The sequence below is a fragment of the Pedobacter sp. GQ55 genome (assembly GCF_059758925.1).
This window is the reverse complement of sequence record NZ_JCAXEI010000002.1, coordinates 501427-525243: the sequence shown is the minus strand read 5'-3', so window position 1 is coordinate 525243 and position 23817 is coordinate 501427. Positions and strand designations below refer to the sequence as shown.

The 23817-nt window shown below is 38.4% G+C and carries 28 protein-coding genes; 18 read left to right on the top strand and 10 right to left on the bottom strand.

Going from position 1 to position 23817, the window contains the following annotated elements:
* Positions 1-2: 2 nt before the first annotated feature.
* The 3 genes from AC6CH7_RS07150 to AC6CH7_RS07140 are packed head-to-tail and all read left to right on the top strand — an operon-like array spanning position 3 to position 3561.
* Entirely contained in the window at positions 3-1520 is a 1518-nt protein-coding gene (locus AC6CH7_RS07150; RefSeq protein ID WP_498262026.1) for a RagB/SusD family nutrient uptake outer membrane protein, read from the top strand.
* Between the two features lie 38 nt (positions 1521-1558).
* Complete coding sequence (locus AC6CH7_RS07145; protein WP_498262025.1) at positions 1559-2422, top strand: PKD domain-containing protein; 864 nt, start codon at positions 1559-1561, stop codon at positions 2420-2422.
* Between the two features lie 17 nt (positions 2423-2439).
* On the top strand, positions 2440-3561 hold the full coding sequence (locus AC6CH7_RS07140; RefSeq protein ID WP_498262024.1) for an acyltransferase family protein: 1122 nt from the start codon (positions 2440-2442) through the stop codon (positions 3559-3561).
* 169 nt (positions 3562-3730) lie between these two features.
* On the opposite strand, the gene AC6CH7_RS07135 is transcribed toward AC6CH7_RS07140, so the two are convergent.
* Together AC6CH7_RS07135 and AC6CH7_RS07130 are read right to left on the bottom strand one after the other, a co-directional pair.
* Positions 3731-4327: a pentapeptide repeat-containing protein gene (locus tag AC6CH7_RS07135; protein ID WP_498262023.1), complete on the bottom strand. Its 597-nt coding sequence runs from the start codon at positions 4325-4327 to the stop codon at positions 3731-3733.
* A gap of 4 nt (positions 4328-4331) precedes the next feature.
* Positions 4332-4883: a TetR/AcrR family transcriptional regulator gene (locus AC6CH7_RS07130; protein WP_498262022.1), complete on the bottom strand. Its 552-nt coding sequence runs from the start codon at positions 4881-4883 to the stop codon at positions 4332-4334.
* Positions 4884-4957: 74 nt separating this feature from the next.
* On the opposite strand from AC6CH7_RS07130, the gene AC6CH7_RS07125 reads away from it, so the two are divergent.
* Positions 4958-5206: a hypothetical protein gene (locus tag AC6CH7_RS07125; RefSeq protein ID WP_498262021.1), complete on the top strand. Its 249-nt coding sequence runs from the start codon at positions 4958-4960 to the stop codon at positions 5204-5206.
* 45 nt (positions 5207-5251) lie between these two features.
* Positions 5252-5743: a peptide-methionine (S)-S-oxide reductase MsrA gene (gene msrA / locus AC6CH7_RS07120; RefSeq protein WP_498262020.1), complete on the top strand. Its 492-nt coding sequence runs from the start codon at positions 5252-5254 to the stop codon at positions 5741-5743.
* Here the strand turns inward: msrA and AC6CH7_RS07115 are convergent.
* Complete coding sequence (locus tag AC6CH7_RS07115) at positions 5735-6100, bottom strand: winged helix-turn-helix transcriptional regulator (protein WP_498262019.1); 366 nt, start codon at positions 6098-6100, stop codon at positions 5735-5737. The genes msrA and AC6CH7_RS07115 overlap by 9 nt on opposite strands.
* Positions 6101-6191: 91 nt before the next feature.
* Between AC6CH7_RS07115 and AC6CH7_RS07110 the strand changes: the two genes are divergently transcribed.
* The 4 genes from AC6CH7_RS07110 (at position 6192) to AC6CH7_RS07095 (ending at position 9219) form a co-directional block, all read left to right on the top strand.
* On the top strand, positions 6192-7367 hold the full coding sequence (locus AC6CH7_RS07110) for an MFS transporter (RefSeq protein WP_498262018.1): 1176 nt from the start codon (positions 6192-6194) through the stop codon (positions 7365-7367).
* Positions 7368-7475: 108 nt separating this feature from the next.
* Complete coding sequence (locus tag AC6CH7_RS07105; RefSeq protein ID WP_498262017.1) at positions 7476-7844, top strand: VOC family protein; 369 nt, start codon at positions 7476-7478, stop codon at positions 7842-7844.
* Positions 7845-7926: 82 nt separating this feature from the next.
* Entirely contained in the window at positions 7927-8880 is a 954-nt protein-coding gene (locus AC6CH7_RS07100) for a bifunctional helix-turn-helix transcriptional regulator/GNAT family N-acetyltransferase (protein ID WP_498262016.1), read from the top strand.
* Between the two features lie 3 nt (positions 8881-8883).
* Positions 8884-9219 (top strand): ketopantoate reductase family protein, encoded by a 336-nt coding sequence (locus tag AC6CH7_RS07095; protein WP_498262350.1) that lies wholly within the window; start codon positions 8884-8886, stop codon positions 9217-9219.
* Between the two features lie 6 nt (positions 9220-9225).
* On the opposite strand, the gene AC6CH7_RS07090 is transcribed toward AC6CH7_RS07095, so the two are convergent.
* Complete coding sequence (locus AC6CH7_RS07090; protein ID WP_498262015.1) at positions 9226-10011, bottom strand: helix-turn-helix domain-containing protein; 786 nt, start codon at positions 10009-10011, stop codon at positions 9226-9228.
* 104 nt (positions 10012-10115) lie between these two features.
* Here AC6CH7_RS07090 and AC6CH7_RS07085 point away from each other — a divergent pair, with 104 nt between their 5' ends.
* Positions 10116-11180, top strand: coding sequence for an SDR family oxidoreductase (locus AC6CH7_RS07085; protein WP_498262014.1), 1065 nt, complete (start codon positions 10116-10118; stop codon positions 11178-11180).
* 3 nt (positions 11181-11183) lie between these two features.
* Here AC6CH7_RS07085 and AC6CH7_RS07080 read toward each other — a convergent pair whose 3' ends face one another.
* Both AC6CH7_RS07080 and AC6CH7_RS07075 read right to left on the bottom strand, forming a co-directional pair.
* A complete protein-coding gene (locus AC6CH7_RS07080; RefSeq protein ID WP_498262013.1) occupies positions 11184-11819 on the bottom strand; it encodes a response regulator in 636 nt (211 codons plus the stop codon).
* The gene (locus tag AC6CH7_RS07075; RefSeq protein WP_498262012.1) at positions 11806-13794 is read right to left on the bottom strand and encodes a sensor histidine kinase; all 1989 of its coding nucleotides are present in this window, start codon (positions 13792-13794) and stop codon (positions 11806-11808) included. The genes AC6CH7_RS07080 and AC6CH7_RS07075 overlap by 14 nt, the downstream gene beginning before the upstream one ends.
* 186 nt (positions 13795-13980) lie before the next feature.
* Between AC6CH7_RS07075 and AC6CH7_RS07070 the strand changes: the two genes are divergently transcribed.
* The 3 genes from AC6CH7_RS07070 to AC6CH7_RS07060 all read left to right on the top strand — a co-directional run bounded on the left by AC6CH7_RS07070 (position 13981) and on the right by AC6CH7_RS07060 (position 15884).
* On the top strand, positions 13981-14361 hold the full coding sequence (locus AC6CH7_RS07070) for an RNA recognition motif domain-containing protein (protein ID WP_498262011.1): 381 nt from the start codon (positions 13981-13983) through the stop codon (positions 14359-14361).
* A gap of 24 nt (positions 14362-14385) precedes the next feature.
* Complete coding sequence (locus tag AC6CH7_RS07065; RefSeq protein WP_498262010.1) at positions 14386-15126, top strand: ankyrin repeat domain-containing protein; 741 nt, start codon at positions 14386-14388, stop codon at positions 15124-15126.
* A gap of 62 nt (positions 15127-15188) precedes the next feature.
* The gene (locus tag AC6CH7_RS07060; RefSeq protein ID WP_498262009.1) at positions 15189-15884 is read left to right on the top strand and encodes an outer membrane beta-barrel protein; all 696 of its coding nucleotides are present in this window, start codon (positions 15189-15191) and stop codon (positions 15882-15884) included.
* Between the two features lie 18 nt (positions 15885-15902).
* On the opposite strand, the gene AC6CH7_RS07055 is transcribed toward AC6CH7_RS07060, so the two are convergent.
* From AC6CH7_RS07055 to AC6CH7_RS07045, 3 genes are all read right to left on the bottom strand, one after another.
* Positions 15903-16547: a TetR/AcrR family transcriptional regulator gene (locus AC6CH7_RS07055; protein ID WP_498262008.1), complete on the bottom strand. Its 645-nt coding sequence runs from the start codon at positions 16545-16547 to the stop codon at positions 15903-15905.
* Positions 16548-16614: 67 nt separating this feature from the next.
* The gene (locus tag AC6CH7_RS07050) at positions 16615-17244 is read right to left on the bottom strand and encodes a carbonic anhydrase (RefSeq protein ID WP_498262007.1); all 630 of its coding nucleotides are present in this window, start codon (positions 17242-17244) and stop codon (positions 16615-16617) included.
* A gap of 22 nt (positions 17245-17266) precedes the next feature.
* The gene (locus AC6CH7_RS07045) at positions 17267-19177 is read right to left on the bottom strand and encodes an SPFH domain-containing protein (RefSeq protein WP_498262006.1); all 1911 of its coding nucleotides are present in this window, start codon (positions 19175-19177) and stop codon (positions 17267-17269) included.
* A 144-nt stretch (positions 19178-19321) separates the two neighbouring features.
* Between AC6CH7_RS07045 and AC6CH7_RS07040 the strand changes: the two genes are divergently transcribed.
* The 5 genes from AC6CH7_RS07040 (at position 19322) to AC6CH7_RS07020 (ending at position 23278) form a co-directional block, all read left to right on the top strand.
* Entirely contained in the window at positions 19322-20224 is a 903-nt protein-coding gene (locus tag AC6CH7_RS07040) for a hypothetical protein (RefSeq protein ID WP_498262005.1), read from the top strand.
* A 37-nt stretch (positions 20225-20261) separates the two neighbouring features.
* Positions 20262-20513: a 4a-hydroxytetrahydrobiopterin dehydratase gene (locus AC6CH7_RS07035; RefSeq protein WP_498262004.1), complete on the top strand. Its 252-nt coding sequence runs from the start codon at positions 20262-20264 to the stop codon at positions 20511-20513.
* A 16-nt stretch (positions 20514-20529) separates the two neighbouring features.
* Positions 20530-21162, top strand: coding sequence for a hypothetical protein (locus tag AC6CH7_RS07030; RefSeq protein WP_498262003.1), 633 nt, complete (start codon positions 20530-20532; stop codon positions 21160-21162).
* 57 nt (positions 21163-21219) lie between these two features.
* Positions 21220-21420, top strand: a complete 201-nt coding sequence (locus AC6CH7_RS07025) for a hypothetical protein (RefSeq protein ID WP_498262002.1) — start codon at positions 21220-21222, stop codon at positions 21418-21420.
* Between the two features lie 268 nt (positions 21421-21688).
* Positions 21689-23278 carry an ABC-F family ATP-binding cassette domain-containing protein gene (locus AC6CH7_RS07020; protein ID WP_498262001.1) on the top strand — a complete coding sequence of 530 codons (1590 nt, stop codon included), beginning with the start codon at positions 21689-21691 and terminating at the stop codon, positions 23276-23278.
* On the opposite strand, the gene AC6CH7_RS07015 is transcribed toward AC6CH7_RS07020, so the two are convergent.
* Complete coding sequence (locus tag AC6CH7_RS07015) at positions 23275-23778, bottom strand: DUF6265 family protein (RefSeq protein ID WP_498262000.1); 504 nt, start codon at positions 23776-23778, stop codon at positions 23275-23277. The two genes, AC6CH7_RS07020 and AC6CH7_RS07015, sit on opposite strands and share 4 nt — an antisense overlap.
* Positions 23779-23817: the final 39 nt, after the last annotated feature.

Sequence of the window (23817 nt, the reverse complement as noted above, 5' to 3'; positions counted from 1 at the left end):
ATATGAAAAAGTATTTATTCTCCATAATTGTTCTCCTGCTCATCTTTGGGAACAGCTGCAAAAATCTTGATGTTGCACCAAGTGATGCCATTAGTACGGAAACATTGATTACTACTACTGACGGTTTAACCAATGCCTTAAATGGTGCTTATGCTTTATTTAAAGATCATATTGCATTTAACGGTACAATAGATCAGAACAATATGTATTTGCGTCAGTTTTATCATTTGTCTGACTTTGCCAGTGATGATATTGTATGTGGACAAGTCACTACCGACCCTCTGTTTTATAGCTTTAGTCTTGGTCATTCACCTTCACAAGGCAATACCAGGTATTTCTGGTACGTGTCTTACAAAATAATTACTGGTGTCAATACAGTAATTGAAGCTGTAGAGAAGTCGGGAACACAGGATCCGGCAAAGCTGCAGCTGCTTGGCGAATGTTATTTTCTAAGAGCGTTTTGTCATTTTAACCTGGTCAGGTTGTTTGGTAAACCTTATAGCGTTGACCCTAATGCTGATGGGGTTATCCTGCGGACGAACCTTACTGATCCATCTAAAAAGAAGCGGTCTACGGTGGCAGAAGTATATGCTGCTGTTATTGCCGATGCTGAGAAAGCGGCCTCTTTAATGACCCAGCCAAGAACAGTGCAGTATGCGTCAAAAGAAGCCGCTTGGGCATTGTTATCAAGAGTGAACTTATATAAAGAAGATAATCAGAAAGCTATTGAATATGCCAATATGGTGATCAATTCTAACCGGTTCAGTCTTGCGACTGCTGCAGCCTATCCTTCCTTGTTTGCAAATGCACAAACAAGTACCGAAACAATTTTTTGTATAGCCTTTACTCCAGTTGACGACTATGGTAAATTCGGATCTATCGCCTCGATGATCTACTCTGATGGGAATTCTGGATGGGGCGAGGAGTATGCTTCTTCTTCTTTGAGAGATGTGATGTTAAAACATCCTGAAGATGTTCGCTGGTCTTATATCGTCCCGCTGAAAGATGGCAATGGAATCATCCAGAAGAAAAATGGCATTGAAGTATATTATATAAGCAAGTTTTCTTTCCAGGGTGGTCTTCCAAATCTAAGTTCTCCAATTATGTTCCGTTTATCAGAAATGTATTTGAATAGGGCAGAAGCAGAAGCTAAGTTAAGCAATACTGGCGCCGCTCTTGACGATGTGGATCTGATTCGTAAAAATCGCGGGCTGGAAAATTCTTTATACAATAAAATATTGCCACCGGGGTATTCGGCATTAGACGTTGTTCTGGAAGAGAAACGTATAGAAATGGCTTTTGAGGGGCATAGAGCCTATGATATTTATCGCAATAAGAGGGCTATGAGTAAAGCCTACTGGGGTTATCATCTTGCCGGATTAAAAGAAACTGATATTGATTTGAGTAAAACACCAACTGGTTATGCTAACCTGTCTGTGAACTACTCTAACCCAAGGGTCATTTATTTTGTGCCTATTGATGAAGTGCTGAGTAATACGCTTGCTACTCAAAATCAATAATCCAATGTTAAAATGTCGATTATAAATATTTTATTGATATGAAGAAATTAAAAAATAACATATTCCGGTTGCTGATCATGATCGCAGCGGTTACCATATTATACGCCTGTAAAAAGGATACTACCCCCAAATTGACCGATTTGCTGTATGACCTTACAGTGGATGGTAATCAAGTTGCCTTTAAAACAATAACAACAGGTATTTCATCATACAGGTGGGACTTTGGTGATGGAGGTTCTTCTACTGATGCTAATCCTGTACACGAGTATTCAGGTAAAGGTAAATATGTAACAACACTTTATGCAACAATAAATGGGAGTGTAGCGGAGGCCTCTACCGTTATCAGAATTGCTAAAACTTCACCTGTTAAGCTTGATGACAATACCTTGAGTGACTGGGATAAAGTGACTACCAATATCCTTACAGCCGGTCCGGAGGGTGGTATTTTCCGATCAGCTAAATTTGATTACGATGGCAATTTTATTTACATATATGTAGAGATGAATTCTAGAAAAGCCAATGGCGATATCTTCGATTTCTATATTGACTCAGATAATAGTGCGGGCACGGGTTTATTAAGTGCCTATGCGGATGGTGGGTTTGATATTCTGCTGGAGGGGCAACTGTTGAACTCAGGTGTAGATATCTTCTATCATAATGGTGCACAAAATAGCTTTAGCTTTGTTCAACAGTCCATTTCAGAGGCTTATAATGTAGGTGCTATTATTGAAACGGCTGATGTTTTAAAATTTGAAATGCGTATTGCCCGTGGAAAGCTGAAGGGACTAACAGGCACTGGAATGCGAATAGGAATTATGGCCACAAAAAGTGATTGGTCGGTAACCCTTGGGAGTATTCCTGATGCGGGAGCTTCGGCATTTCTGCTTGATATGAGTGAGTAATTTTTAAATAATTTTTTATGGCTAAAAATACAACAAATCAATTTGTTGCCGGACGTGTGGTATCCCTTGATGTGATGAGGGGATTAATCATGTTGTTGCTTTGTGCAGAGAGTTGTCATTTATATGGGGCCCTGAAAGGTCTTAATCCGGTGCAGCCGGCAGCAATACTTATTGAGCAGTTTTTTCATCATCCATGGCATGGATTGCGGTTTTGGGATCTGGTACAACCGGCATTTATGTTTATGGCAGGAGCGGCCTTGTATATCTCCTATAGCCGCAAACTGGAAAAGGGCAGTACCTGGGAAAAGAACTGGGGTCATATCTTATTCCGGAGTTTTAAGCTTTTCCTTTTTGGTGTTGGACTTCACTGTGTGTATGCGGGGAAGCCAGTCTGGGAACTTTGGAACGTGCTTACTCAGTTGTCTTTTACCACTTTACTTGCCTATCTTATGATTGGCAAATCCTATACCTGGCAGATCATCTGCTCACTAGGATTGCTTTTGCTTACGGAAACAATGTACCGTTTGATACTGATGCCAGGTTTTGATCAGCCATTTGTAGCAGGCCATAATTTTGGATCGTATGTAGATACACTTCTCATGGGTAAGATCAATCCGGATGGTTGGGTAGCCATAAATGCAATGCCGACTGCCGTGCATACAATTTGGGGTGTGCTGGCAGGAAAACTTTTAATTTCAGCGCGATCAGCGTCTTATAAAATAAAGATGCTGATCGGGTTTGGCCTGCTGGCTCTGCTAATTGGATTCGGATTGGATGCTTTACAGATCAGCCCAATTATAAAAAGAATAAGTACCAGTTCTTTTGTGTTTGCATCGGGCGGCTGGGTATTGATCATGCTGGCTGCGGCGTACTGGTTGGTCGACGTAAAGCAATTTGTAAAATACGTATGGATATGTACTGTAATGGGAATGAATGCCATATTTATCTATATATTTTTCGAGACAATCGGTGTCCAATGGTTGAATGGAACTGCGGGAATCTTTACGGGTGGTATTCTAACAATGTTGTTTGGATTGCCGGCTAATGTTAGTGCCGTAGTTACCGCTTTAAGTACGCTTTTGGTTGAATGGGCCCTCTGCTACTGGCTCTACAAACGCAATATCTTTTTTAAGCTTTAAATAATTTCATAAAAAAGCTGCGGAAACCCACTTATCGTCTAAGCGCGTGTGGGGGGGAAGCATAGACCCGAGTACAGCATCTGTTTGGCTAATAACAATGTTTGGGGAGCTTCAACAGGTTACAATACACTTAATCATATTGTAACCATTAATTAGTTTCAGTCCCATATTATTCACCATGATAATCAATATCCAGGTTGTATTGGTAAAGCAGGCCAGAAAGGTTCAGTGCAGAAAATTTTGCCTGCTTTACTTTATTGACAGACGGATCCAGGCTGAAGTTCTTTGCCGTACGGAAATCTGTTTTCTCTAAAACAGACCTGACAAATGTTGCGCCTGAAAGATCACAGTTATGGAATACGCTTGAGGTTAAATCCGATTCTTCAAAATCAGTTTCTTTGAGTGAACAATCTGTGAATTTGGTTTTCCTAAGCTTTGTGCCATAAAAGGTTGAATAATCCAGATGGCTCCTTTCGAAATGGAAAGAAAACAAAAACTTATTGCATTTCGAAAAGTCAATTCCCAGTATTTTACAGCCGGTAAAAGTAACATCCTTAAATCCGGTACCTGTAACCACAGTAAGTGAGAAGTTGCATTGATTAAAATGACAATCCATAAAATCATTATGGCTTAAATCACTCTTAGAGAAATCACAGTTTACAAATTCACATTTGATAAATTCTCGGTTCTCCAGTCTCTTTTCTGCATAATTGATACTATTAAATGTTTTGCCTTCGTGGACTGTAGTCTCATTAGAATTGTTCATGAAATTAGTTTAAGTTGAGTAATTTGTTAACGATCTGCTCTTTCTTTTCGTCGCTGATGCCATAAAGGCCAAGGTTATCAGCGTACCAAAGTCCATCTGTAACAAGGATAATAATCAGGCCGTTTACATCCAGATTCGCTACTGATCCACCGGCAATATGCTTGGTAAGCCATTCATCCCACATTTCCTTGTAGTGCTCATTAATAAGTGCCGCTTGTAAGATGACTTTCATGGTTCTCCTGTAATGGAGATCACTGCTCTTTTTGATAACGAAGCGAAGAAAGGCAATGGGGGCGATGTCATTTCCTGAGGCCTTTTTTTCTTCAATGGTCCACTCGGTCAGTTCAACCAGGCTTTGGCGTACCAATTCTTCCATCAGCTCTTCTTTATTACGAAAATGATGGATAATGCCACCCTTGCTCAATCCGGTTTGATCGGAAATGGCTTGGAAAGTAACCTGATGCCAGCCAGCTGAAGCACCGATTTCGGCTGCTATATTAAGGATTAGCTGTTTACTGGCTTCCGGATCTTTCTTTCTTTTATATGGATTTTCCATTCTTCAAAGATACCGAACGATTGGTTTGTTTTCAAATTATTTTATACATTTGTTATCTCAATTAGTTAGTTCCCATGTCCAGATATGTTATTATTCTATCCCCTGTAATTAATACCCCAATTGATTTAAGGCATGTTTTCGAGGTTATCAATATTTTTTCTGATATTTCAGAATGGTCTGTTGATCTGGATGATTGCGATAAGATTCTCCGAGTTGTTTGCAGCGAGGATATTGGTCAGGAATTGGTCAAAAGTCTGGAACGAGTAGGAATCAGTTCGTCGGTATTAGAGATTTTTGATGAAAATGGGATTTCTATTATATAAATAGTGCATTAGCATCGTACCTTTATTGGATAAAAAAAAAGCAATATGAATACAGAAAAAGCCATTCTGGCGGGCGGTTGTTTTTGGGGGGTAGAAGAACTTATCAGACATCAGCCGGGTGTTATTTCAACGGTGGTTGGATACACTGGAGGCGATGTTCCCAATGCAACTTACCGGAATCATGGAACACATGCTGAAGCCATTGAAATCATATTTGATTCGGAACTTTTATCCTATCGTTCGCTCCTTGAATATTTCTTCCAGATCCATGATCCAACAACACGGAACAGGCAGGGAAACGACATAGGAACCTCTTATCGGTCAGCCATTTTTTTTATGGATGAAACACAAAGGGAAACTGCTAAGGCTTTAATCGCAGATATGGAGGCTTCTGGTAAATGGCCAGGACAAATTATAACGGAAGTTGTTCCTGTAGCCGATTTTTGGAATGCGGAAGAAGAACACCAAAATTACTTGCAAAAGCAGCCATACGGATATACCTGCCACTTTGAAAGACCCGAATGGAAACTAGATTAGTTGATTTAACTTTCTGTGTTTTGAACCCCAACTGCTCAAAGTTTCCCATATTGGAATAAGTTCAATACCTATTTCGGTTAATTCGTATTCTACTTTGGGTGGAACTGAGGAATGGAGTGTCCTGGAGATGAGCCCATGATATTCCAGTTCTTTTAGTTGCAAGCTTAAAATCCGTTCGGTAATTTTTGGCATTGCATTTTTAAGTTCAGTAAATCGCATTTTTCCTCCCTCAAGTTCTCGCAGAATAAGTACTTTCCATCGACCTCCAAATATTGCTATAGCATATACAAGATCAGAACAATCGCTGATGATTTTGTAATTAATGCTATTGGTTGAATTTTCTTTCCTTAATGCCATGGCTTACATTTTTGTTAGTTCCCTACATTGGGTTGTAAAGAAGGCAAATCTATTAGTTAAGATTTATTTTTGACCGAAAATAAAATCAATAATGAAGAAAATTGCATTTGTAGGATGTTTGGGGTTAATTGGAATTATTACAACCGAATTTGGGGTTATTGGCATTTTGCCTCAGATTGCCGACCACTACCATATTTCCATCGATAAAGCGGGTTTGCTACTTAGTGCATTTGCCCTTGTAATTGCATTAACAGGTCCTTTTATGACCTTGTTTACTTCTGGCTTCGACCGGAAAAAAATCATGATGATCAGTATTGCGATGTTTTTGCTTACCGGAATAGTATCTTCTTTTGCTCCGCCTTTTTGGTTGCTGATCATAGTGCGGATGTTGCCTGCATTTTTGCAGCCTGTATTTATTTCGAATGCTATAGCAGCAGCTGTTGCAAATGCGGATAAATCGCAGGAATATCGATTGGCAGGGATTGTTGTAGGTGGCATTGCAATAGCAATGGTGACTACTGTTCCGTTTGCTACTTATATGGCAAGTGCTTTCAACTGGCAGGCATCTTTTGGGGTACAAGCGGTAGTAACTGCAATTGCTTTATTGGGTATTTACAAGATTTTGCCTCCTATGCATCCGCAGGAAAAGAAATCGTATGGAACACAATTGAAGGTGCTAACCAATAGTCGTTTTTTGATTAGCTCTGCAATGAACTTTTTTATGATCGCGGCCTGGTTTTCTACTTATAGCTATTTTGCAGATTATTTGGGCAAGGTAAAAGGGATGGATACTCAAACCATCAGTTATATGATGTTCCTTTTTGGTATTACAGGGATAGTATCTAATTGGCTGGCGGGTAAAATGATGAGCAAAAATATTCCAGCAACGATCGCTTTGTTTCTAAGTGGGACGATATTGATTCCTGTGATGTTGTTTTATTCGGGTGCCAATACTTGGTCTACTGTATCGGTAATTGCGTTGTGGGGTTTTCTATACGCGCCTTGTTTTCTGAGTGGGTTTGCCTACATGACTTCTGCTGCCCCTCATGCTCCTGAGTTTGCTAATAGTTTGGCTATCTCATTTGGGAATCTTGGCGTAACGGCGGGTACTGTTGTAAGTGGTTGGTTCATCGCCTCTGTTGGGGTTTCTCAAAGTCCATGGGTGGGTATGGCATTTGGAATTCTGGCTTTTTTAATGATTATATGGAGGACTTTGCTGGAGCGCAGAAGTCAATTTATTAGTAAACCAAATCAATGTACGGCATAGCTCATTAGTCGAAATCTATACAATCATGATACGTTGTTCTTTCAAGTAGCTTGGTTATTATTCTAAAATTATTTATTAAGTCTACTATCGAAATCAACAGTTAAACCAATGAAACATAAAGCAATATCCATTAGGCCATTTATCGGGGCCAAAGATTTTGAACTTTCAAGGAGTTTCTACAGAGACCTTGGTTTTGATGAAACAGTTCTTACACCTGATATGTCTGTTTTTAAAACAGAGAAGATCGCATTCTACCTTCAGAACGCCTATGTAAAGGATTGGATAGATAACACTATGATTTTTTTAGAGGTTGAAGATGTTGACAAATATTGGCAAGAGCTTTTGGCTCTTGATCTCACCACTAAATATAAAAATGCAAAGCTCGTTCCGATGCGGATTGATCATTGGGGCAAAGAGTGTTTTTTGCATGATCCCTCCGGAATTCTCTGGCATTTTGGTGAATTTTTTAAAAGTTAATCACTCCCCCCTTAAAGAAAAATTTGTGACATAATTTATATTACTTACATTTGCATAACTGATTATGTAATTAATTATATATATGAAACTATTTGAGAAAACGGGGAAAATGGCTCTTGGCAGCCGGTTAAGATTACTGACTTCAAAAGTAACTGAAGACGCAGCTCAGATTTATGAATTATATAAAGTAGAATTTTCTCCAAAGTGGTTCCCCGTGTTTTTTGTTCTTTCAGAAGAGGGAGAAAAAACCATAACTGAAATTGCGACGGAGATAGGTCATTCACAGCCTTCAGTTAGTAAAATAATTCAGGAAATGACGGTTGTCGGCCTGGTTCAGGAAAATAGAGAGTCGTCTGATAAACGCAGAAACGTTGTCGCATTAACCACAAAAGGGATAGCGCTGTCCTATAAGATAAAGGTGCAATGTGTAGATGTAGATGCCGCTGTTGAAAGCGTTATTTTGGAGGCCAGGCACAACCTTTGGGAAGCGATAGAAGAGTGGGAATTCTTGTTGGAGCAAAAGTCATTGCTTAGAAGAGTGCAGGAACAAAAGAAACTTCGTGAAAGTAAAGATGTGCGGATTGTGGCCTATAAAGACCAGTATCAAGCTGCCTTTAGATCCCTTAACAAGGAATGGATCTCTACATATTTTCAAATGGAAGAGGCAGATTATAAGGCTTTAGATAATCCAAAGGAATACATTTTGAATAAGGGCGGAAAGATATTTGTGGCTCTATACGAAAATGAACCTGTGGGTGTTTGTGCACTTATCAAAATGAACGATCCAGATTATGATTTTGAATTGGCAAAAATGGCAGTTTCACCTAAAATCCAGGGAAAAAGTATTGGCTGGTTGCTTGGTCAAACAGTTATTAATGCCGCAAAGGAATTGGGGGCGTCGAAAATTTATCTTGAAAGCAATACTGTATTGAAACCTGCTATTAATCTGTATCATAAGTTAGGATTCAAGAAAGTAGTAAGCCGGGCAACACCCTATGAGCGATGCAATATTCAAATGGAATTACAGCTGAAATAACATATCAGTTTTAATTTAAATCCAATAGTATTTCTTCAAAATGGCCTGAACGTTGAAAAGATCTGGGTAATTAAGGGCTCTGCTGAAGAGCTATATGATATTGTTGAAACGCTAAATACAGCTGGTTTTTCTTTCCGATCCGAAGCTGATATCCAAACTGTTATCTGGAAAAAAGTGATCAGTAACTGTATATTTAATTCCGTTTGTCCCTTATTAGAAGTAGACAATGGAGTGTTTCACAGGAGCGATGCCGCATTGCAAATTGCGAAAACAGTAATTGAAGGGTGTTTAGCTGTTGCTAAAGAACATGATATTCAAATAACTACCGATGTGAACTGATAAAAATCAAGTCTGAATTATCTTACTAACATGGCTTTCATCTGTTAATCCAAATTCAGCTGCAATTTGTTTTAAGCTGTACTTTCCACTTGTCATTCTTTGTTTTATCAGTGTTCTTCGGTAATTTTGAATATACTCACGTAAGGTTGTTCCAGTGTTTCTTTTGAAATAAGGCCCCATATAGTCTGCTGTTATATTAAAATGCTCAGCCATAATTGTAGCCCTAAGCTGATCAGGTGAATAGATGTATTTATGTATATAGCAAAAAATCGCCTGCATATCCTTACTGCGGTTACCAAAGGACATTAGTTCTGGCATATTTCTTTTTAAAATATGTGATAATGCGAGAATCTGCATCCAGATCAGCTCTTCGTTATGAAGCGGTTCGCTTTTTAATGTGATCAGCACATCAAATAGAAGAGCTACCGTACGTCGGTCATTGTCGGACAATTTAAACCCTGCCAGATGCGTTTCTCTGCTTTTTATTAAGTATTCCAGGTTCTGTACGTAATTATTAATATTACTTACATCTTGGTGGAGATATAAATCGGTAAATTTTAAATAGACAAAATGACTAGGTATATCAATTTCAAAGTAATGAGCTTCCTCTGGACCTAATAAGAAGATGTCCCCAGCGTTATAGGGGATAGCCATCTGATTAATCACATGCCTTCCTGATCCTTTTTTAATATAGATTATTTCATAGTGATTATGATTATGCTCTGGATGTTGCCAATTAGAGGCTTCAAAATCAGAAATCAGTAAAGGTTCAAATTGCCTGTAACGATTCATGTAGGAAATATACAATATTATACCAGAATTATACCATTTTCTCCGACCTAATAAGGTGAACTTTGACTAGCGGTTGATTAAACTTAAATAATAGACAACTTAATATGAAAGCGAATAGAAAAACAGCACTAGTAGTTGGAGCCAATGGAGTAATTGGAACCAATCTAATAAATTACCTCGAAGAATTAGGAACCTGGGACATTATTGGTTTGTCCAGAAGAGGAGGGACAGACACCAAGAAAATCCGATATATAGCTGTTGATTTACTCGATCCTATATCATGCAACACGCAGCTTAGTTCATTATCTGAAGTTACTCACATATTTTACGCAGCCTATCAGGATAGGGCGAGTTGGGCAGAACTGGTTGAACCTAATCTGGCTATGTTAGTGAATGTATTGACAGCAATTGAACCTGTGGCAATCAATTTGGAACACGTTAGTCTGATGCAAGGATACAAAGTTTATGGTGCCCATCTAGGCCCTTTTAAAACTCCGGCAAAAGAAAGTGATGCAGGTCATATGCCACCTGAATTTAATGTAGATCAACAGAACTTCCTTGAAAAACAACAGAAGAACAAACGTTGGACCTGGTCTGCTATTAGGCCTTCAGTGGTTGGTGGAACCTCAACAGGTAATCCTATGAATCTTGCAATGGTAATTGCGGTGTTTGCTACTATTTCTAAGAAAATTGGGATTCCCTTACGTTTTCCCGGAAAATTGGGGGCCTATGATAAATTGATGGAAATGACAGATGCAGGACTTCTGGCCAAAGCCACCGTATGGGCTGCTACAAATCCACAATGTGCAAATCAGGCATTCAATATCAACAATGGCGACTTGTTTAGGTGGAATGAGCTTTGGCCCAAAATTGCTGCATATTTTAATATGGAAGTTGCGGCGCCTTTGCAAATGCCTCTACAAACAGTTATGGCGGACAAGGAAGAGCTCTGGAGGTCCTTACAGGAGGAACATGGATTGAATTATAGCTATAAAGATTTATCTTCATGGGCATTTGGTGACTTTGTGTTCTCCTGGGACTATGATTTTTTTGCTGATGGAACAAAGGCAAGAAGAATGGGTTTTCACGAGTTTATTGATACAGAAAAAATGTTTTACGATTTGTTTGATGAAATGCGGAGGAGAAAGATAATACCAGAAATAATATAATGGTTAAATCAGATTTTGTAGCGTAGCGTGTCTTATTAAATCGGCAACATTTTTGGCTTTGAGCTTTTGTAGTAAGTTTTTTCTGTGGTTTTCTACAGTAAACTTGCTTAAAAATAACATTTCAGCAATGTCATTGGTGGTTTTGCCATGTGCAATTAGCTTTAAAATTTCTTTTTCGCGTACTGTAAGTTTGGCAAAATCTTGAGATTCGCTTAACTGCGGTCGGGCGATAATTTCTTTAACTATGTTACTAAAAGTTATCTGACCATTTAAAGCTTCATTGATACAGACAACAATTTCTTCCATGGAGGATTCTTTAAGTAAATATCCGCTGGCGCCGTTGGCTAACATCTGCAAAATTGCGCTACGCTCGTAGTGGTTGCTAAATGCCAATACAACCGTATCCGGAGATATGGTTTTTATTGTTTTGCACAAATCCATCCCATTTATGTCAGGAAGCATAATATCGAGTAAAACAATTTCTGCCGATGCTTTTTTTAAAAACGAAATAAATTCCTCGCCTCGGGTAAAGCCACCGACAATTTCATATTCCGGTTTTTTACTTAAAAGCCTAATCAATCCCTCTATTACTATCGGATGATCATCAACAATGGCGATGGTGTTTTTATGCTGTAACATAAAGTTCTATATTGATGGAGGTGCCTCTTTTATTTCTTTCCGATAGGATTTCAATTTTGCCTTTTAGGTATTCTACCCGGCTTTTGATGTTGCTAAGGCCTATGCCTTCAACCTTATCCAAATGTGTCGCGTCAAAGCCTTTTCCGTCATCTTCAACGGTTATAAAAAACACATCTTCATTTTGTGAGCATTGAAGCAAAAGGTTTTGTGCCTGGGCATGTTTGGTTGCGTTGGTAATGGCCTCTTGTATAATGCGATAAATGTTTATCTGTTCTTGCGCAAGCAGGTTGTTTTTGATGCCAAGATATTGAAAATCCACTTTCAGTGCTGCAGAAGCTGCGGACTCGCATAAGTCTTTTAGCAGTGCCTTAAGGCCAAGTTTTAATAGCATTTCAGGCATCATGTTGTGGGATATACGTCTAAGTTCAGCTATGGAAGTATCCAATTGCGCAACGATATTTTGCAGCTCATGATTGTTATTGTTGCCCTGTTCCTGTATATAATCTGTCAGGTTTAATTTTATTATTGCGAGCATACACCCCAGTCCATCATGCAAATCGCGAGCAAGCCTGTTTTGCTCGTCTTCTTTAGCATTCAGCATTACCTGCACTAGTTTTATCTGCTGTTGCCTGTCAACATCTTTAAGTTCCTGTTGGTGGTTCAGATCTTTTTGTAAAGCTAATTTGTTGCTATTGCGGTAAAATAACCAGCCAAAAAATGCAACAATAAGTAAAAATACACTGGCCAGCCCCAATAGCCAGTTCACTAATCGACTATTTTTTGCGGCAAGTTTTGCCTTTTCATTCTCGGCGTTAAGCGCCACAATTTTCTTTTGGTTTTCTGCTGTTCTATATTTTACTTCGAGGAGGTTTGCAGTTTCTTTTAGTTTGCTGTTACTCAAACTGTCACTCAACCCGCTATAAAGTTTTAACCATTTGTAAGCACTTTGCTTATTTTTCATGCCCTCATAACTAGTTGCCAGCCCATGGTAAATCTGCAACTTGTTTGTTTCCCATGCCATAAATTGTTTGTCCTTAACCAAAGCCAGTGCTACATTCGTTGCTCCAGGGAAATCTTCTTTACTATGAAGAGCATAAAATTTTTGCAGTAATATACGTTTTTCGGCATAAGTACCTTTGAATCTTTTTGACAGGACTACCCCCTTTTCTACTACAGCCAGTGCGCTGTCGAACTGCAAGGCAGTATTAAGGCGTAAAGCTTCGCCGGCACAATATTCTAACCACATCTCGGACTGTGGATACGGCTTAAGTAAGGTCATCATGCTGTCTAAATTTGATTTGGCCTCTTCTAACTTACCTAATGAAATATAATTTTCTCCAATAGATTGATAAATCATGGCAAGATATTGAGGTGCATTAGCTTTTTTAAGTATTGAAACTGCTTTTGTTAAATAGATTTTTTCTTTAGTGTGCTGACCCAGATTTTTGAATCCCGCCGAAAGGAGAAAATAGTTTTTTCCTAAGAAACCCAGATCGCCTGATTGTATAGCCAATGGAATTGCCTTATGCAGTATAATTTCTATAGATTCTTTAATTTCGTTTCTAAGATGATGGCGAAATGCATAACTGTGCCAGCACATTGATCTAACCAGAAGAGCATCCTTTGTTTTGAAATTTTTTAGTGAGGCATCTGATTGCAAAAGCATTTTTTCAGCAAGTTCTGGATTTTTAGCCATCATCTGCAAAGCTTTATAATATAAAGAGACTGCTTCCATAAAGCTATTTCCTTCGCTGTATGCTAATCCTTGTTGCAAATACTGCTCAGCTTTTGCTGTATCTGTTCTTAAGTAAAATTCTGAAAGTAGAAAACTACTTTTTGCTTTTGTGGTATTCGGTAGCTCTTTTTTTAACTGCTGAGCAAGGCTGTCGGCATAATGGCCTCCATTTAATGGCATCTGCGAAAGCGCACTAAAAAAGGAAAATATCAAAAACAAGGTGTAACCGTATTTTTTCATTGTAGCGTAGATAATTAAGCTAATGTAGCTAGAATGCCTGCCTGTTATTAAGATAATATCAAAAATAGCTGAAAACAGCTATATAAAAAAGGCTGGTTATGGTTGAAGGACTTGATGATGGAGAAATATTGGTAAATATTAAAAAGTAGAATATTAAAGCTTAAATTTACAGCTTTAAATAGATTCATGATTAAATTATTTGTGGTGGGCTATCCACTTGATATACAGGAAGCTGAACTGATTGAGATATTCAGTGTCCATGGAATGTTGCACAGTGTGCATCTACTGACCGATAAAGTAACCCACAGACATAAAGGCTTTGGCTTTATAGAAATGGTGGACCAGGCAGGTGCCGATAGAGCAATTGCAGCCATAAATGGTATGGTTTTAAAAGGCAGAAAGATAAGTGTTAAACTGGCTGATGAGAATAGGGCAGAGAAACCAAGAACTTTTAAACCCAACCGGTTCCACTCTGAAGAAGGGCAAAGTAATGCAAGCGGTGGAGAGCAGCTTAAAAATAAGCGCCCTAGAAAATTAGTGTCCAATACATTCAGGGCCGAGAAGTAAACGATATTTCTTAAATTAGTAGGTATGGACTACCTGCAGAAAATAATCGGTGATATTGAATGCCATGATGTGGAGGGGATCAGATCATGTTTTCAGCATGGAGTTCACCCCAACGATATCTTCAATGGTTATCCCCTAATCTATGAACTCACCAGCGAATATGCCAGAACAGACCGCTTTAAAGAATGTGTCAGGGCATTCATCGATTATGGGCTGGAGTTTAATGACCCGGCGCTTCTAGCCGTCCTCTCAGATGATGCTCAGATTTTAGCGCAACATTTGACTACAGATCCTGGTGCACTTAACCGACCGGTTAGTTTGCGGTGTGCCTATACGCCTTTACATGAGGTTAGCCTGCTTCATGTCTGCGCTGAGTTTAATCATCTTTCCTGTGCAGAAGTTCTGGTGAGGAATGGAGCAGACGTAAATGCAAAAGCAGGAACTGATGAACATGGGTTTGGTGGACAAAGCCCTATTTTTCATACCGTCAATCAAAATTCCAACCATTCCGCTTCGCTATTGAACTATCTGCTGTCGGAATCTGCTGATCTTAACACTACAGTAAAAGGGTTGATATGGGGTAAAGGTTATCCCTGGGAGACACTTATTCCGGCAGTAAATCCAATCAGTTACGCTATGATGGGGCTTCTGCCTCAAATGCATAGGGATGAGAGAACCATCGCAGTTGTTGTATCCAAGTTAATGAAGGCTGCTTTTGGAATTGATTATGTGTCAGTAAACGTGCCATGTGCTTATCTGAAATAAAAAAATATAATTTTCCCGTTATCGGGATAATTAATACATTTGGTTTCTATGTAACCAACCTCATGACTAACAATAAATTATACGCTTCGCTATTTCTATTTTTCCTGATTACCACATTTAACCTTGCCCATGCGCAAACGAAAATAGGCGTAAGGACTGGTGTGAATTTTTCAAACGCAATTATGGAAGATGAACAAGGAAATAAGGGTGAAACCGAATTAATTCCAGGTTTTCACCTAGGGCTTACAGTTGACATTCCTATATCTGGTGCTTTTTATGTTCAGCCAGCCGCTTTGTATTCCTCTAAAGGATTTAGACAAAAAGGAGAAGGCCTTGGCTACAGTAATGACTTTAAAGTTAATGTTTCCTATATAGAAGTACCGGTTAATTTACTCTATAAACCCAAGTTGGGAACTGGGAATTTAATACTTGGTGCAGGGGGTTATTTAGGATATGGAACAGGAGGGAAGTGGAAGTCTGCCTCTGGTGTTTTAATTGGGGATATTCAAATTGGAGACAATGGAGAGGTGAACTTCAAAAACGATGCAGAAAAGGGTGAATTTGGAACTTATTTATATGGAAAGCCCCTGGATTATGGGGCTAGTTTTTTAGTAGGTTATGAGCTCTTTAATAAATACTCCATCCAATTCAATAGTGAAATAGGACTGGCAAATTTACAAACAGCGTATAGCGGGATAAAACGGAAAGGTAAAATGAAAAATACCGGCTTTAGTATTTCACTCGGTTATAAGTTCTGATAAAAGGTTTCCTATTATTTATGACTGGGTCCTATTACGGTAAGCGCATTCCAAAACCCGGCTTATCGCTTCTTTGACTCTTTTCATCCCTTCAGGTTTATTGATGTCAATTTCACAGAAAAGACTGTCGGTAGTTTTGGCGTGAAGTACCATATAATAAATACCCGCTACCAATAGACCAGATATCGCTCTAAGATCGACATCCTTTCCCTTCAATTCCTTATCTGCTAATGCAAAGAATATGGAACTAAGTTGTTCTCGTTCTTCGCATATCTGATACATGATCTGGCTTCTCTGGCTAATTTGCCAAAGTACAATCTTTTGCATCTCTTCATTCCCATAGAAATAATCTAATTGATTGAGCAGCAGATTTTCCAATATTTGTTTCGTGTCTTTCCCCTGGCTATTTTCGATCATGTTACCTGCATTACCCGCTGCAGCTACCCAATAGTCCTTGCTTTTTACATAAATTTCAATCAGGTTATCAACAGAACCAAAATAAAGTGTAATTAATTTACGGTCTAATCCTGCAGCTTTTGAAATGTTTGTAACGGTTAATCCGGTATACCCTTTGTCTTGGATTACAATTCCAACAGCCTGGATCAATTTCTGCTTTGATCTATCCTTATCGTTTAGTGCTCCCTGGTATCTTTTCTTCTCCATAGCAAACCTATTGTAGTAGCTAAATTATGGAGAAAGTCTGAGTTTCCAATCCTACTATTTCAACATGTTAGGAATGTTTATTGTAAAAAGTTAAATTACCTACAGAGATATCGTACATGGCAGGTATGATCTTTATTTCTCTGCTGTCCACGCGTTGTCGTATAATGCTGCTTTGCTCAAGTATCTGCTGCACAGAACGGTAAACATTAAGTAAAGAAACCTTATTTACAAAAGATTCATTGTGGCCTGTTCTGTCGCTTATTTCTGTAAGCTCTTGTGAGATGCAGACTTTTACTTCTCTTAGCAAACCTGAAAGATTTTCCATCATCACATCGTCGCAAGCACTCCTTACCGCCCCACAACTGGTGTGACCCATTACTACGATCAGTTTTGAACCTGCTGTAGCTATTGTATACTCCAACGAGCCTAACACATGTGGAGATATGACATTGCCTGCAATGCGAATGTTAAAAATATCACCAATACTCTGGTCAAGAATCAATTCAGTTGGAACCCTGGAATCCATGCAGCTCAATATTGCTGCAAACGGCTTTGGATTATCTTTTGCTTCCTGTACTTTCTGTAGCAAGTTGCGATGTTTACTGCGCTCATTAAGAAATCTTTCATGACCATCTTTTAATAATTGTAAGGCAATATCCGGAGTCATTTCAGTTTTGTAATTTATATTGGCATCCATAAGTTCAAGTGATTAGGGTTTATTATTCGCTGGCTTTCCCTTTGTCTTGCTGTATCATTTGCATCAATTGCAGGCCCATTAAGCCACTTAGGCTACCATCGCTGCCATTGCCGCCACTTACAATTAAATCTGGGATGATTTTAATTTTTCCTTTTCCAATTTCTTCGGTTATTTTAAACTTGGTAAAGTTGTCGCCTCCCATGGCTTTTACCTGCAAGTCGTAAGCATCAGCTGTAGATTTACCTATGGCCATAATTTTTTCTGCTTCGGCCAATCCGGTTTTGGCTATCTTCTCTGCGTCGGCAGTAGCATTAAGTTTGGTAGCTTCAGCTTGTGCACCGGCACGGGCTTTAGTTGCTTCAGCTTCTGCGTTTGCACGCATTTTAGTTGCAGTGGCTTCAGCATCAACCTGCAGTTTTAAACTATTGGCATCACCTTCTGCTTTTTTTACCGTTGCATCAGCTGTACGTTGAGCAATTTCAACACTTTGCTGTGCTTTTACAATTTCCTTTTGCATATCCGCAATGGCAGTCTCTTTCTCCATGCCCTGACGCTGTTCCTGTGCCATTTTCTGGGTCTGATAAGTTTTTTGTTCCTCTTCTGCAATCTTACGATCGGTCAGGGTTTTCATCAATGCTTCCGGTGGATGAATATCTCCTATTAAAGTATCTACAGCATTCACATTGTAATCGTCCAAGACAGCTTTAATGTGTTCTTTTGCTGATTGTTGTCTTTCTTTACGACTAATCAGAAAGCTGATTACATCGCTGTCTTGTGCGGAATTTCGAAAATAATTGCCAATAGTAGGCTCTAATACCTGACTTACTAAATTGCTCATGCTACCGAAACGGGCTATTACTTTGGGTGCCTCGGTTGCGGGAATATGAATGATCTGAGATACATCTAAATTGAAAGGGAAGCCATCTCTGGAGCGGACAGTGATAGTACTCAGATTCTTATCTAACTCATGAGATTCGTTCCTGGCGTTAGCCCAGTTCAATACCAGATTCGTGGTAGGCACCAGTTCCACCTTCATAATGTATTTGTTGAACGGATATTTGCCAGGGCCATAGGCTTCCATCCATACCCCACGTTGGCCTTTGCTTACAATATTACCATGCTTGAAGCTCTCTCCGGTTAAATCTTTGCCGTCTTCGCCAATGTAGCTGATCACAACACCCACAAAACCAATGGGTACGTCGGTCATAGGTATTTCTTCAATTTGAATGGCCCATGGATTAATGTTGTAACTGCCTGCTAAAATGATTGATGGCTGCAAACCACGATTACCATCATTTTTCAGAAAAACATCAATATCCTGAAAATTATTGTGACCAGTAATTTGCTTGCCGGCAATTTGCCCGCTTTCAATTGGATGCCCGTCAAGCGTGGTTACAATGCCTACCATATTTTCATGAATGATAACCATGTCGGCAATTGTAATGGTAAAGGCAAACAAGTTGATACGATAAGTACCTGCGGTGATATAAGAGGTTTGTCGACCTTTTTGTCCATTGTTGTTTAAGAATTTCTCTGCATCCTGAAAATTATCCGATTCCACTCTTCGGGCAAGGATCGCACCTGTTGGTATTTCTGCACCATCATTAGCCAGGATCAGTCCTATTTTACCTTCGGGTATAATGGTAAACCCGTGCATGTTCACATTGTATTGCCAAGGCCACATACCCCAGTAAAGTCCGGGAGCCAGTGCTTTTGCCTGAAAACCAGCTTCGCCTTTAGTCGCAATAATACGTCCGTCTGGTAATTCTTTATTGCTGCCAAAAAGCACAAATTTCTTGGTAACCAAGCCTATCTTGTTTTCGGGTACGATAACCATGCCTAGGAAAACTCTTAATATAAACTTGTAAAATAGGAGGGTGAACAGGATAGCGAATACCCACCAGTAGATGAAAAAGATTTGAGAATAGTCCATGATCAATTAGTTTTAGGTGTGAGATATAATTTGATATTTATGATATAATTCATGACTGCGTTTTGAACAAACTTCCAGAAACATGAAAATATAAAAGTCTTATATACGTATTATATGGTGTTATTTTTATCTTATATTCGTATTATGAATAAGGAAGACCTGCTGCATCTTGAGAAGCTAATGAATTTTTTAGCCAGTAATTTTCTAAAGAAAAAGACATGGAAAGATGTCTCTAAGTCTGAATGGACTTATATTGTAGAAGAATTAAACGGGTTATTGCTGGATCGTAACAGAAAGCAAAAAGTAAAAAAAGAAACCGATTTATTTGGAGCAAATTATTTGTATGAACATCTTATTATTAATAAACTAAAGGCATACGAAAATCGGAAAGACCTCACAGGATCCAGTAAACCGAACCTTAGCAAACTAAGTCGGATAGTGCAGGTGTTGGGCTATGATAACTACATCGATTTTATTAATTCGCACAGCGAGGCATTTAGTTTTAATGATTTAAAAATTGATATCCCTAGGGTTACGGTTAACTATAAGTTATTGGACGAATTGGTAGGGCTATGGTATTCTTTTAACCGTAATTTGCCTGATAACCCAGAAGAAATTAATGAAGAAAGAATCTGGCGTTCGTCTGTTGAAATCTATAAATCTGAATCTTCGGGCGAATACCTGATAGAGAGAAGTGGGGGAGATAATCATAAGTATTACGGAAAAGTAACTTCTTATGCAGATTACATTTTCATTATTATGAACAGCAATACTTTTATCAGACAGCGGCACTTTATTTCACGTTTAAAAGATATTAATGAGAAATTAAAGCAGTCAGACCATAGGATAGAGGAAATGCATTTTATTAGTACCTGCATTAGTTTCAATCAGGAACCAATTGCCTTATTTGAAATTTTTCAAAAAGCATCTAGTACAAAAAACTACGTTGCGGATTCTATTAGTTTCCCAATAGAGAGTGAAGAGCTTCCTGCAGGGGTTGTTGCTTATTTAAAGGACACTGAAAGGAATCGAATAAATTATAAGTAGAATCTAAACATAAGCGCTTATTGCTTGTTAATGATATATGGAAAATGTAGTTCAAAAGGAGTGGGATATTGTTGAAAATAAACTGCACAAAATATTAATATTCAAAGATTTTAGAGAAGCTTTCGCTTTTATGGTTAAGGTAGCATTTTTAGCAGAGAAGAATAATCATCATCCCAAATGGTGTAATGAATGGAATAAACTGGAATTTTGGCTAAGTACTCATGATGCCGGTGATACTATTACTGAAAAAGATAGGAACTTGGCTAAGCAGATTGATGAATTGTTATAGGTATAAACTGCAAAGAATGAATTTCAAAAAATCTGTCCTTCTGTTGCTCTTATCAGCTTGCTCCTTATTTTGCACTGCACAGGAATATATTTTTTTTCTTCACAATAAGTTTGCTGAAGACCATCCGCTTTCAGAAGCGCATCCTGAATATGGAAAAACGGAATATGTGGAGGTTTTAAATAAATTTAAACAAGCAGGATTTCAAGTGATAAGTGAAAGAAGGGCTTCCAATACAGATGTAGGGGCCTATACAAAAAAAGTTGTCCTGCAAATAGATAGTTTATTGAAATTAGGCATTAAATCAGATCACATTACAGTTATTGGTACTTCAAAAGGGGGATATATTGCGCAATATGTATCCAGTACCTTAAAAAATCCAAATCTTAATTTTGTATTTATTGGTTGTTACAGAGATAAGGATCTAACCTCTTTCCCCGGAATTAATTTCTGCGGAAATATTTTAACCATATACGAGCGATCAGATGAATATGGCGTTTCTGCGATTAAAAGGAAAGAAACATCTAATTTAAAGGTTTCAAATTATAAAGAAATAGAGCTAAACACGGGTCTAAAACATGGTTTTTTATTTAAGCCTATGCCAGAATGGATTGAACCATGTATTAAATGGGCCAGGCGTAATTATAAGTAGCTAAAATTTTAGCAAATAATCTGTTTATTTAGTATATTAGTATATCAAAAGTTTTTTATGAAAAAGCAGGATGTAACCGCTCTAAGTGAGACAGTTGAAATGATAAAAGACGAAGTGATTCTGACTACTGAAAGAGATATCGAAACATTCTTTAATGCATTGATGTATCCCCCAGATCCACTAAAAGATTTTTCAAAACTGGCAGACTATTATGAACAGATTCTTCATCAGGTTCATAAGAATTTGGTTATTCGATAGTTCAGAAGATATTCGTTTCTTGAAAAAATATTTATCTTTGTCGTATAAACGACTAATTACTCCATTGAGAACATTTATGTAAGATAATGGCAAATGCTATTTTATCTATGTTGGTGTAATTCACTAAGAAGAATGTAAGATCTTATAAACAGAGCAGTAGCTTTTCCTTTTTTGCTCAAATGCTAAACAGTACCGCTGTACTTGTCTAGCGTCTCGTGCTTGCGCATAATTTAAATCTTATTTTTTTACTTTTTACCAATGATGCTTTATGGGTGTTGTAGTTAAACAAATTTCATATGTGCATTCCAACAAGGAATGCCTGTTCCGCGATATAAATTTCTCTGTTTCTAAAGGGCAAAAGATCGCCTTAATAGGTGCCAATGGTTCTGGAAAATCTACTTTACTGCAGATTCTTGCAGGTCGAGTTGAGCCCGCCTCAGGGGATGTTGCATCAACAAGCAAACCTTTTTATGTCCCTCAACATTTTGGCCAGTACGACGATTTAACCATTGGCCAGGCCTTGGGTATTGACTGTAAAATGGGAGCATTGTACGCAATACTTAATGGCGATGCTTCTTTAACCAACTTCGCCCAATTAGATGACGACTGGAATGTTGAAGAGAGGGCTCTGGCAGCGCTTAGGTTGTGGAATATACAACACATTGAATTAGCTCAGCCGATGAGAACAATTAGTGGAGGAGAGAAAACCAAGGTGTTTTTATCAGGTATTGCAATTCATTCACCATCGGTTATACTTTTTGATGAACCATCAAATCATCTTGATGTAGAGAGCCGGGCACAATTATATAATCTGATACAGACAAGTAAAGCAACGACTATAGTTGTGAGTCATGATAGAACTTTACTTAACCTTCTTGATATTACTTTTGAACTGGATCAAAATGGGATAGCAACTTATGGAGGTAATTATGAGTTCTATAGAATGCAAAAAGAAGAGAAATTAATGGCATTAGGAGCTCAGGCAGATCACAAAGAGAAAGCCTTACGGCAAGCTAAGCAAGTGGCCAGAGAAGCAGCTGAACGCAAACAAAAGGAGAATTCAAGAGGGAATCAGAAACAGATAAAGAAGGGTGTTCCCCGGATTTTTATGAATACGATTAAAAACAGATCAGAGCAAAGTACATCCAAATTGCAGGAAGTACATTTTGATAAGGTAAACGGGATTTTTCAAAACCTTCAGCAGCTTAAGCAACAATTGCCTGAGGTAAAGGAATTGAAAATGATTTTTGAAAATTCAAATCTGCATACAGGGAAAATATTGGTAACGGCAAAGGATGTGAATTTTGGTTACAGTTCACAGTATTTATGGGAAAATCCATTGAACTTTCAGATTAGAAGTGGCGAAAGGATTGCCATTTCGGGCAGAAATGGCTCAGGGAAAACTACACTTTTGAAATTGATAATGGGGGAGATAAAACCATCAGCGGGCGCATTGACCATGGCTAATTTTAAACACCTTTATATCGATCAGGAGTATTCGCTGCTAGATAATAGACTAACAGTGTTTGAACAAGTGCAAGAATTTAATTCACATCACTTGCCAGAACACCGACTTAAAACATTGCTACATCAATTCCTGTTCAAAATTGATATGTGGGATAAGGCATCCAAACAACTTAGCGGAGGGGAGGTGATTAAATTAATTTTTTGTTGCCTAATGGTCAGCAATAGTTCTCCTGAACTCATTATTTTAGATGAGCCTACCAATAATCTCGACGTTCAAAGTCTGGAGGTTATAACCTCAGCAGTAAAAGATTACAAAGGAACTTTACTGGTGATTTCACATGACAAGTATTTCATTAATGAAATAGGAGTAAATGAAAGGATCGCACTTTAGGGTTTGGCACGGTTAAATACAAACAGGTCTTTGAATGCCCATTTGCCATCTTGCAGGTTGCCTCTGGCAATTACAAATTGATTAGCAGAACGTTTTTCATATAGAATACGTAAGCTTTCGCCCTCTTTTTCAAAGATAGCACGGTCTTTACTTGCCTCTACAAAATTGTAACGATCGTGTTTGTCTTTCTCTTCAAGGCCCAGAAGACCTGGTTTAAAATGTTTTACCATAGAGACCAATCCCTGTTCGGTTTGCTCATAAGCTAATATTTCGTAAAGATCAGCTTTACCGGCTTTCATCATACGCATAAAACCTAGTATGTTTTCACCTTCTGGTTGTAACCAAACTCCTTCAATTGATTGCCCTTGAGAAGTAGTTGCTTTCCAATGACCTTGAATAAAAGCAACATCGGCAACGGAACCTCCTTTGGGTTGGGTTTGAGCAAACGTTTTAGGCAAAAAGCCAACAAATAGCAAAAGCAGGGCGTAAGCGTGTTTCATAGGAGTTAATAATGATAATTTAAGGAATTTAAATATACA

What these genes read in the sequence shown, in the direction of transcription:
- AC6CH7_RS07060 (WP_498262009.1), top strand. Translation starts at nt 15,189, where the DNA reads ATGACTAACAATAAATTATACGCTTCGCTATTTCTATTTTTCCTGATT.
- AC6CH7_RS07135 (WP_498262023.1), bottom strand. Translation starts at nt 4,327, where the DNA reads ATGAACAATTCTAATGAGACTACAGTCCACGAAGGCAAAACATTTAAT.
- AC6CH7_RS07110 (WP_498262018.1), top strand. Translation starts at nt 6,192, where the DNA reads ATGAAGAAAATTGCATTTGTAGGATGTTTGGGGTTAATTGGAATTATT.
- AC6CH7_RS07020 (WP_498262001.1), top strand. Translation starts at nt 21,689, where the DNA reads ATGGGTGTTGTAGTTAAACAAATTTCATATGTGCATTCCAACAAGGAA.
- AC6CH7_RS07085 (WP_498262014.1), top strand. Translation starts at nt 10,116, where the DNA reads ATGAAAGCGAATAGAAAAACAGCACTAGTAGTTGGAGCCAATGGAGTA.
- AC6CH7_RS07100 (WP_498262016.1), top strand. Translation starts at nt 7,927, where the DNA reads ATGAAACTATTTGAGAAAACGGGGAAAATGGCTCTTGGCAGCCGGTTA.
- AC6CH7_RS07025 (WP_498262002.1), top strand. Translation starts at nt 21,220, where the DNA reads ATGAAAAAGCAGGATGTAACCGCTCTAAGTGAGACAGTTGAAATGATA.
- AC6CH7_RS07105 (WP_498262017.1), top strand. Translation starts at nt 7,476, where the DNA reads ATGAAACATAAAGCAATATCCATTAGGCCATTTATCGGGGCCAAAGAT.
- AC6CH7_RS07045 (WP_498262006.1), bottom strand. Translation starts at nt 19,177, where the DNA reads ATGGACTATTCTCAAATCTTTTTCATCTACTGGTGGGTATTCGCTATC.
- AC6CH7_RS07065 (WP_498262010.1), top strand. Translation starts at nt 14,386, where the DNA reads ATGGACTACCTGCAGAAAATAATCGGTGATATTGAATGCCATGATGTG.
- AC6CH7_RS07070 (WP_498262011.1), top strand. Translation starts at nt 13,981, where the DNA reads ATGATTAAATTATTTGTGGTGGGCTATCCACTTGATATACAGGAAGCT.
- AC6CH7_RS07050 (WP_498262007.1), bottom strand. Translation starts at nt 17,244, where the DNA reads ATGGATGCCAATATAAATTACAAAACTGAAATGACTCCGGATATTGCC.
- AC6CH7_RS07145 (WP_498262025.1), top strand. Translation starts at nt 1,559, where the DNA reads ATGAAGAAATTAAAAAATAACATATTCCGGTTGCTGATCATGATCGCA.
- AC6CH7_RS07130 (WP_498262022.1), bottom strand. Translation starts at nt 4,883, where the DNA reads ATGGAAAATCCATATAAAAGAAAGAAAGATCCGGAAGCCAGTAAACAG.
- AC6CH7_RS07150 (WP_498262026.1), top strand. Translation starts at nt 3, where the DNA reads ATGAAAAAGTATTTATTCTCCATAATTGTTCTCCTGCTCATCTTTGGG.
- AC6CH7_RS07090 (WP_498262015.1), bottom strand. Translation starts at nt 10,011, where the DNA reads ATGAATCGTTACAGGCAATTTGAACCTTTACTGATTTCTGATTTTGAA.
- AC6CH7_RS07115 (WP_498262019.1), bottom strand. Translation starts at nt 6,100, where the DNA reads ATGGCATTAAGGAAAGAAAATTCAACCAATAGCATTAATTACAAAATC.
- AC6CH7_RS07015 (WP_498262000.1), bottom strand. Translation starts at nt 23,778, where the DNA reads ATGAAACACGCTTACGCCCTGCTTTTGCTATTTGTTGGCTTTTTGCCT.
- AC6CH7_RS07075 (WP_498262012.1), bottom strand. Translation starts at nt 13,794, where the DNA reads ATGAAAAAATACGGTTACACCTTGTTTTTGATATTTTCCTTTTTTAGT.
- AC6CH7_RS07080 (WP_498262013.1), bottom strand. Translation starts at nt 11,819, where the DNA reads ATGTTACAGCATAAAAACACCATCGCCATTGTTGATGATCATCCGATA.
- AC6CH7_RS07140 (WP_498262024.1), top strand. Translation starts at nt 2,440, where the DNA reads ATGGCTAAAAATACAACAAATCAATTTGTTGCCGGACGTGTGGTATCC.
- AC6CH7_RS07030 (WP_498262003.1), top strand. Translation starts at nt 20,530, where the DNA reads ATGAATTTCAAAAAATCTGTCCTTCTGTTGCTCTTATCAGCTTGCTCC.
- AC6CH7_RS07055 (WP_498262008.1), bottom strand. Translation starts at nt 16,547, where the DNA reads ATGGAGAAGAAAAGATACCAGGGAGCACTAAACGATAAGGATAGATCA.
- AC6CH7_RS07035 (WP_498262004.1), top strand. Translation starts at nt 20,262, where the DNA reads ATGGAAAATGTAGTTCAAAAGGAGTGGGATATTGTTGAAAATAAACTG.
- msrA (WP_498262020.1), top strand. Translation starts at nt 5,252, where the DNA reads ATGAATACAGAAAAAGCCATTCTGGCGGGCGGTTGTTTTTGGGGGGTA.
- AC6CH7_RS07040 (WP_498262005.1), top strand. Translation starts at nt 19,322, where the DNA reads ATGAATAAGGAAGACCTGCTGCATCTTGAGAAGCTAATGAATTTTTTA.
- AC6CH7_RS07125 (WP_498262021.1), top strand. Translation starts at nt 4,958, where the DNA reads ATGTCCAGATATGTTATTATTCTATCCCCTGTAATTAATACCCCAATT.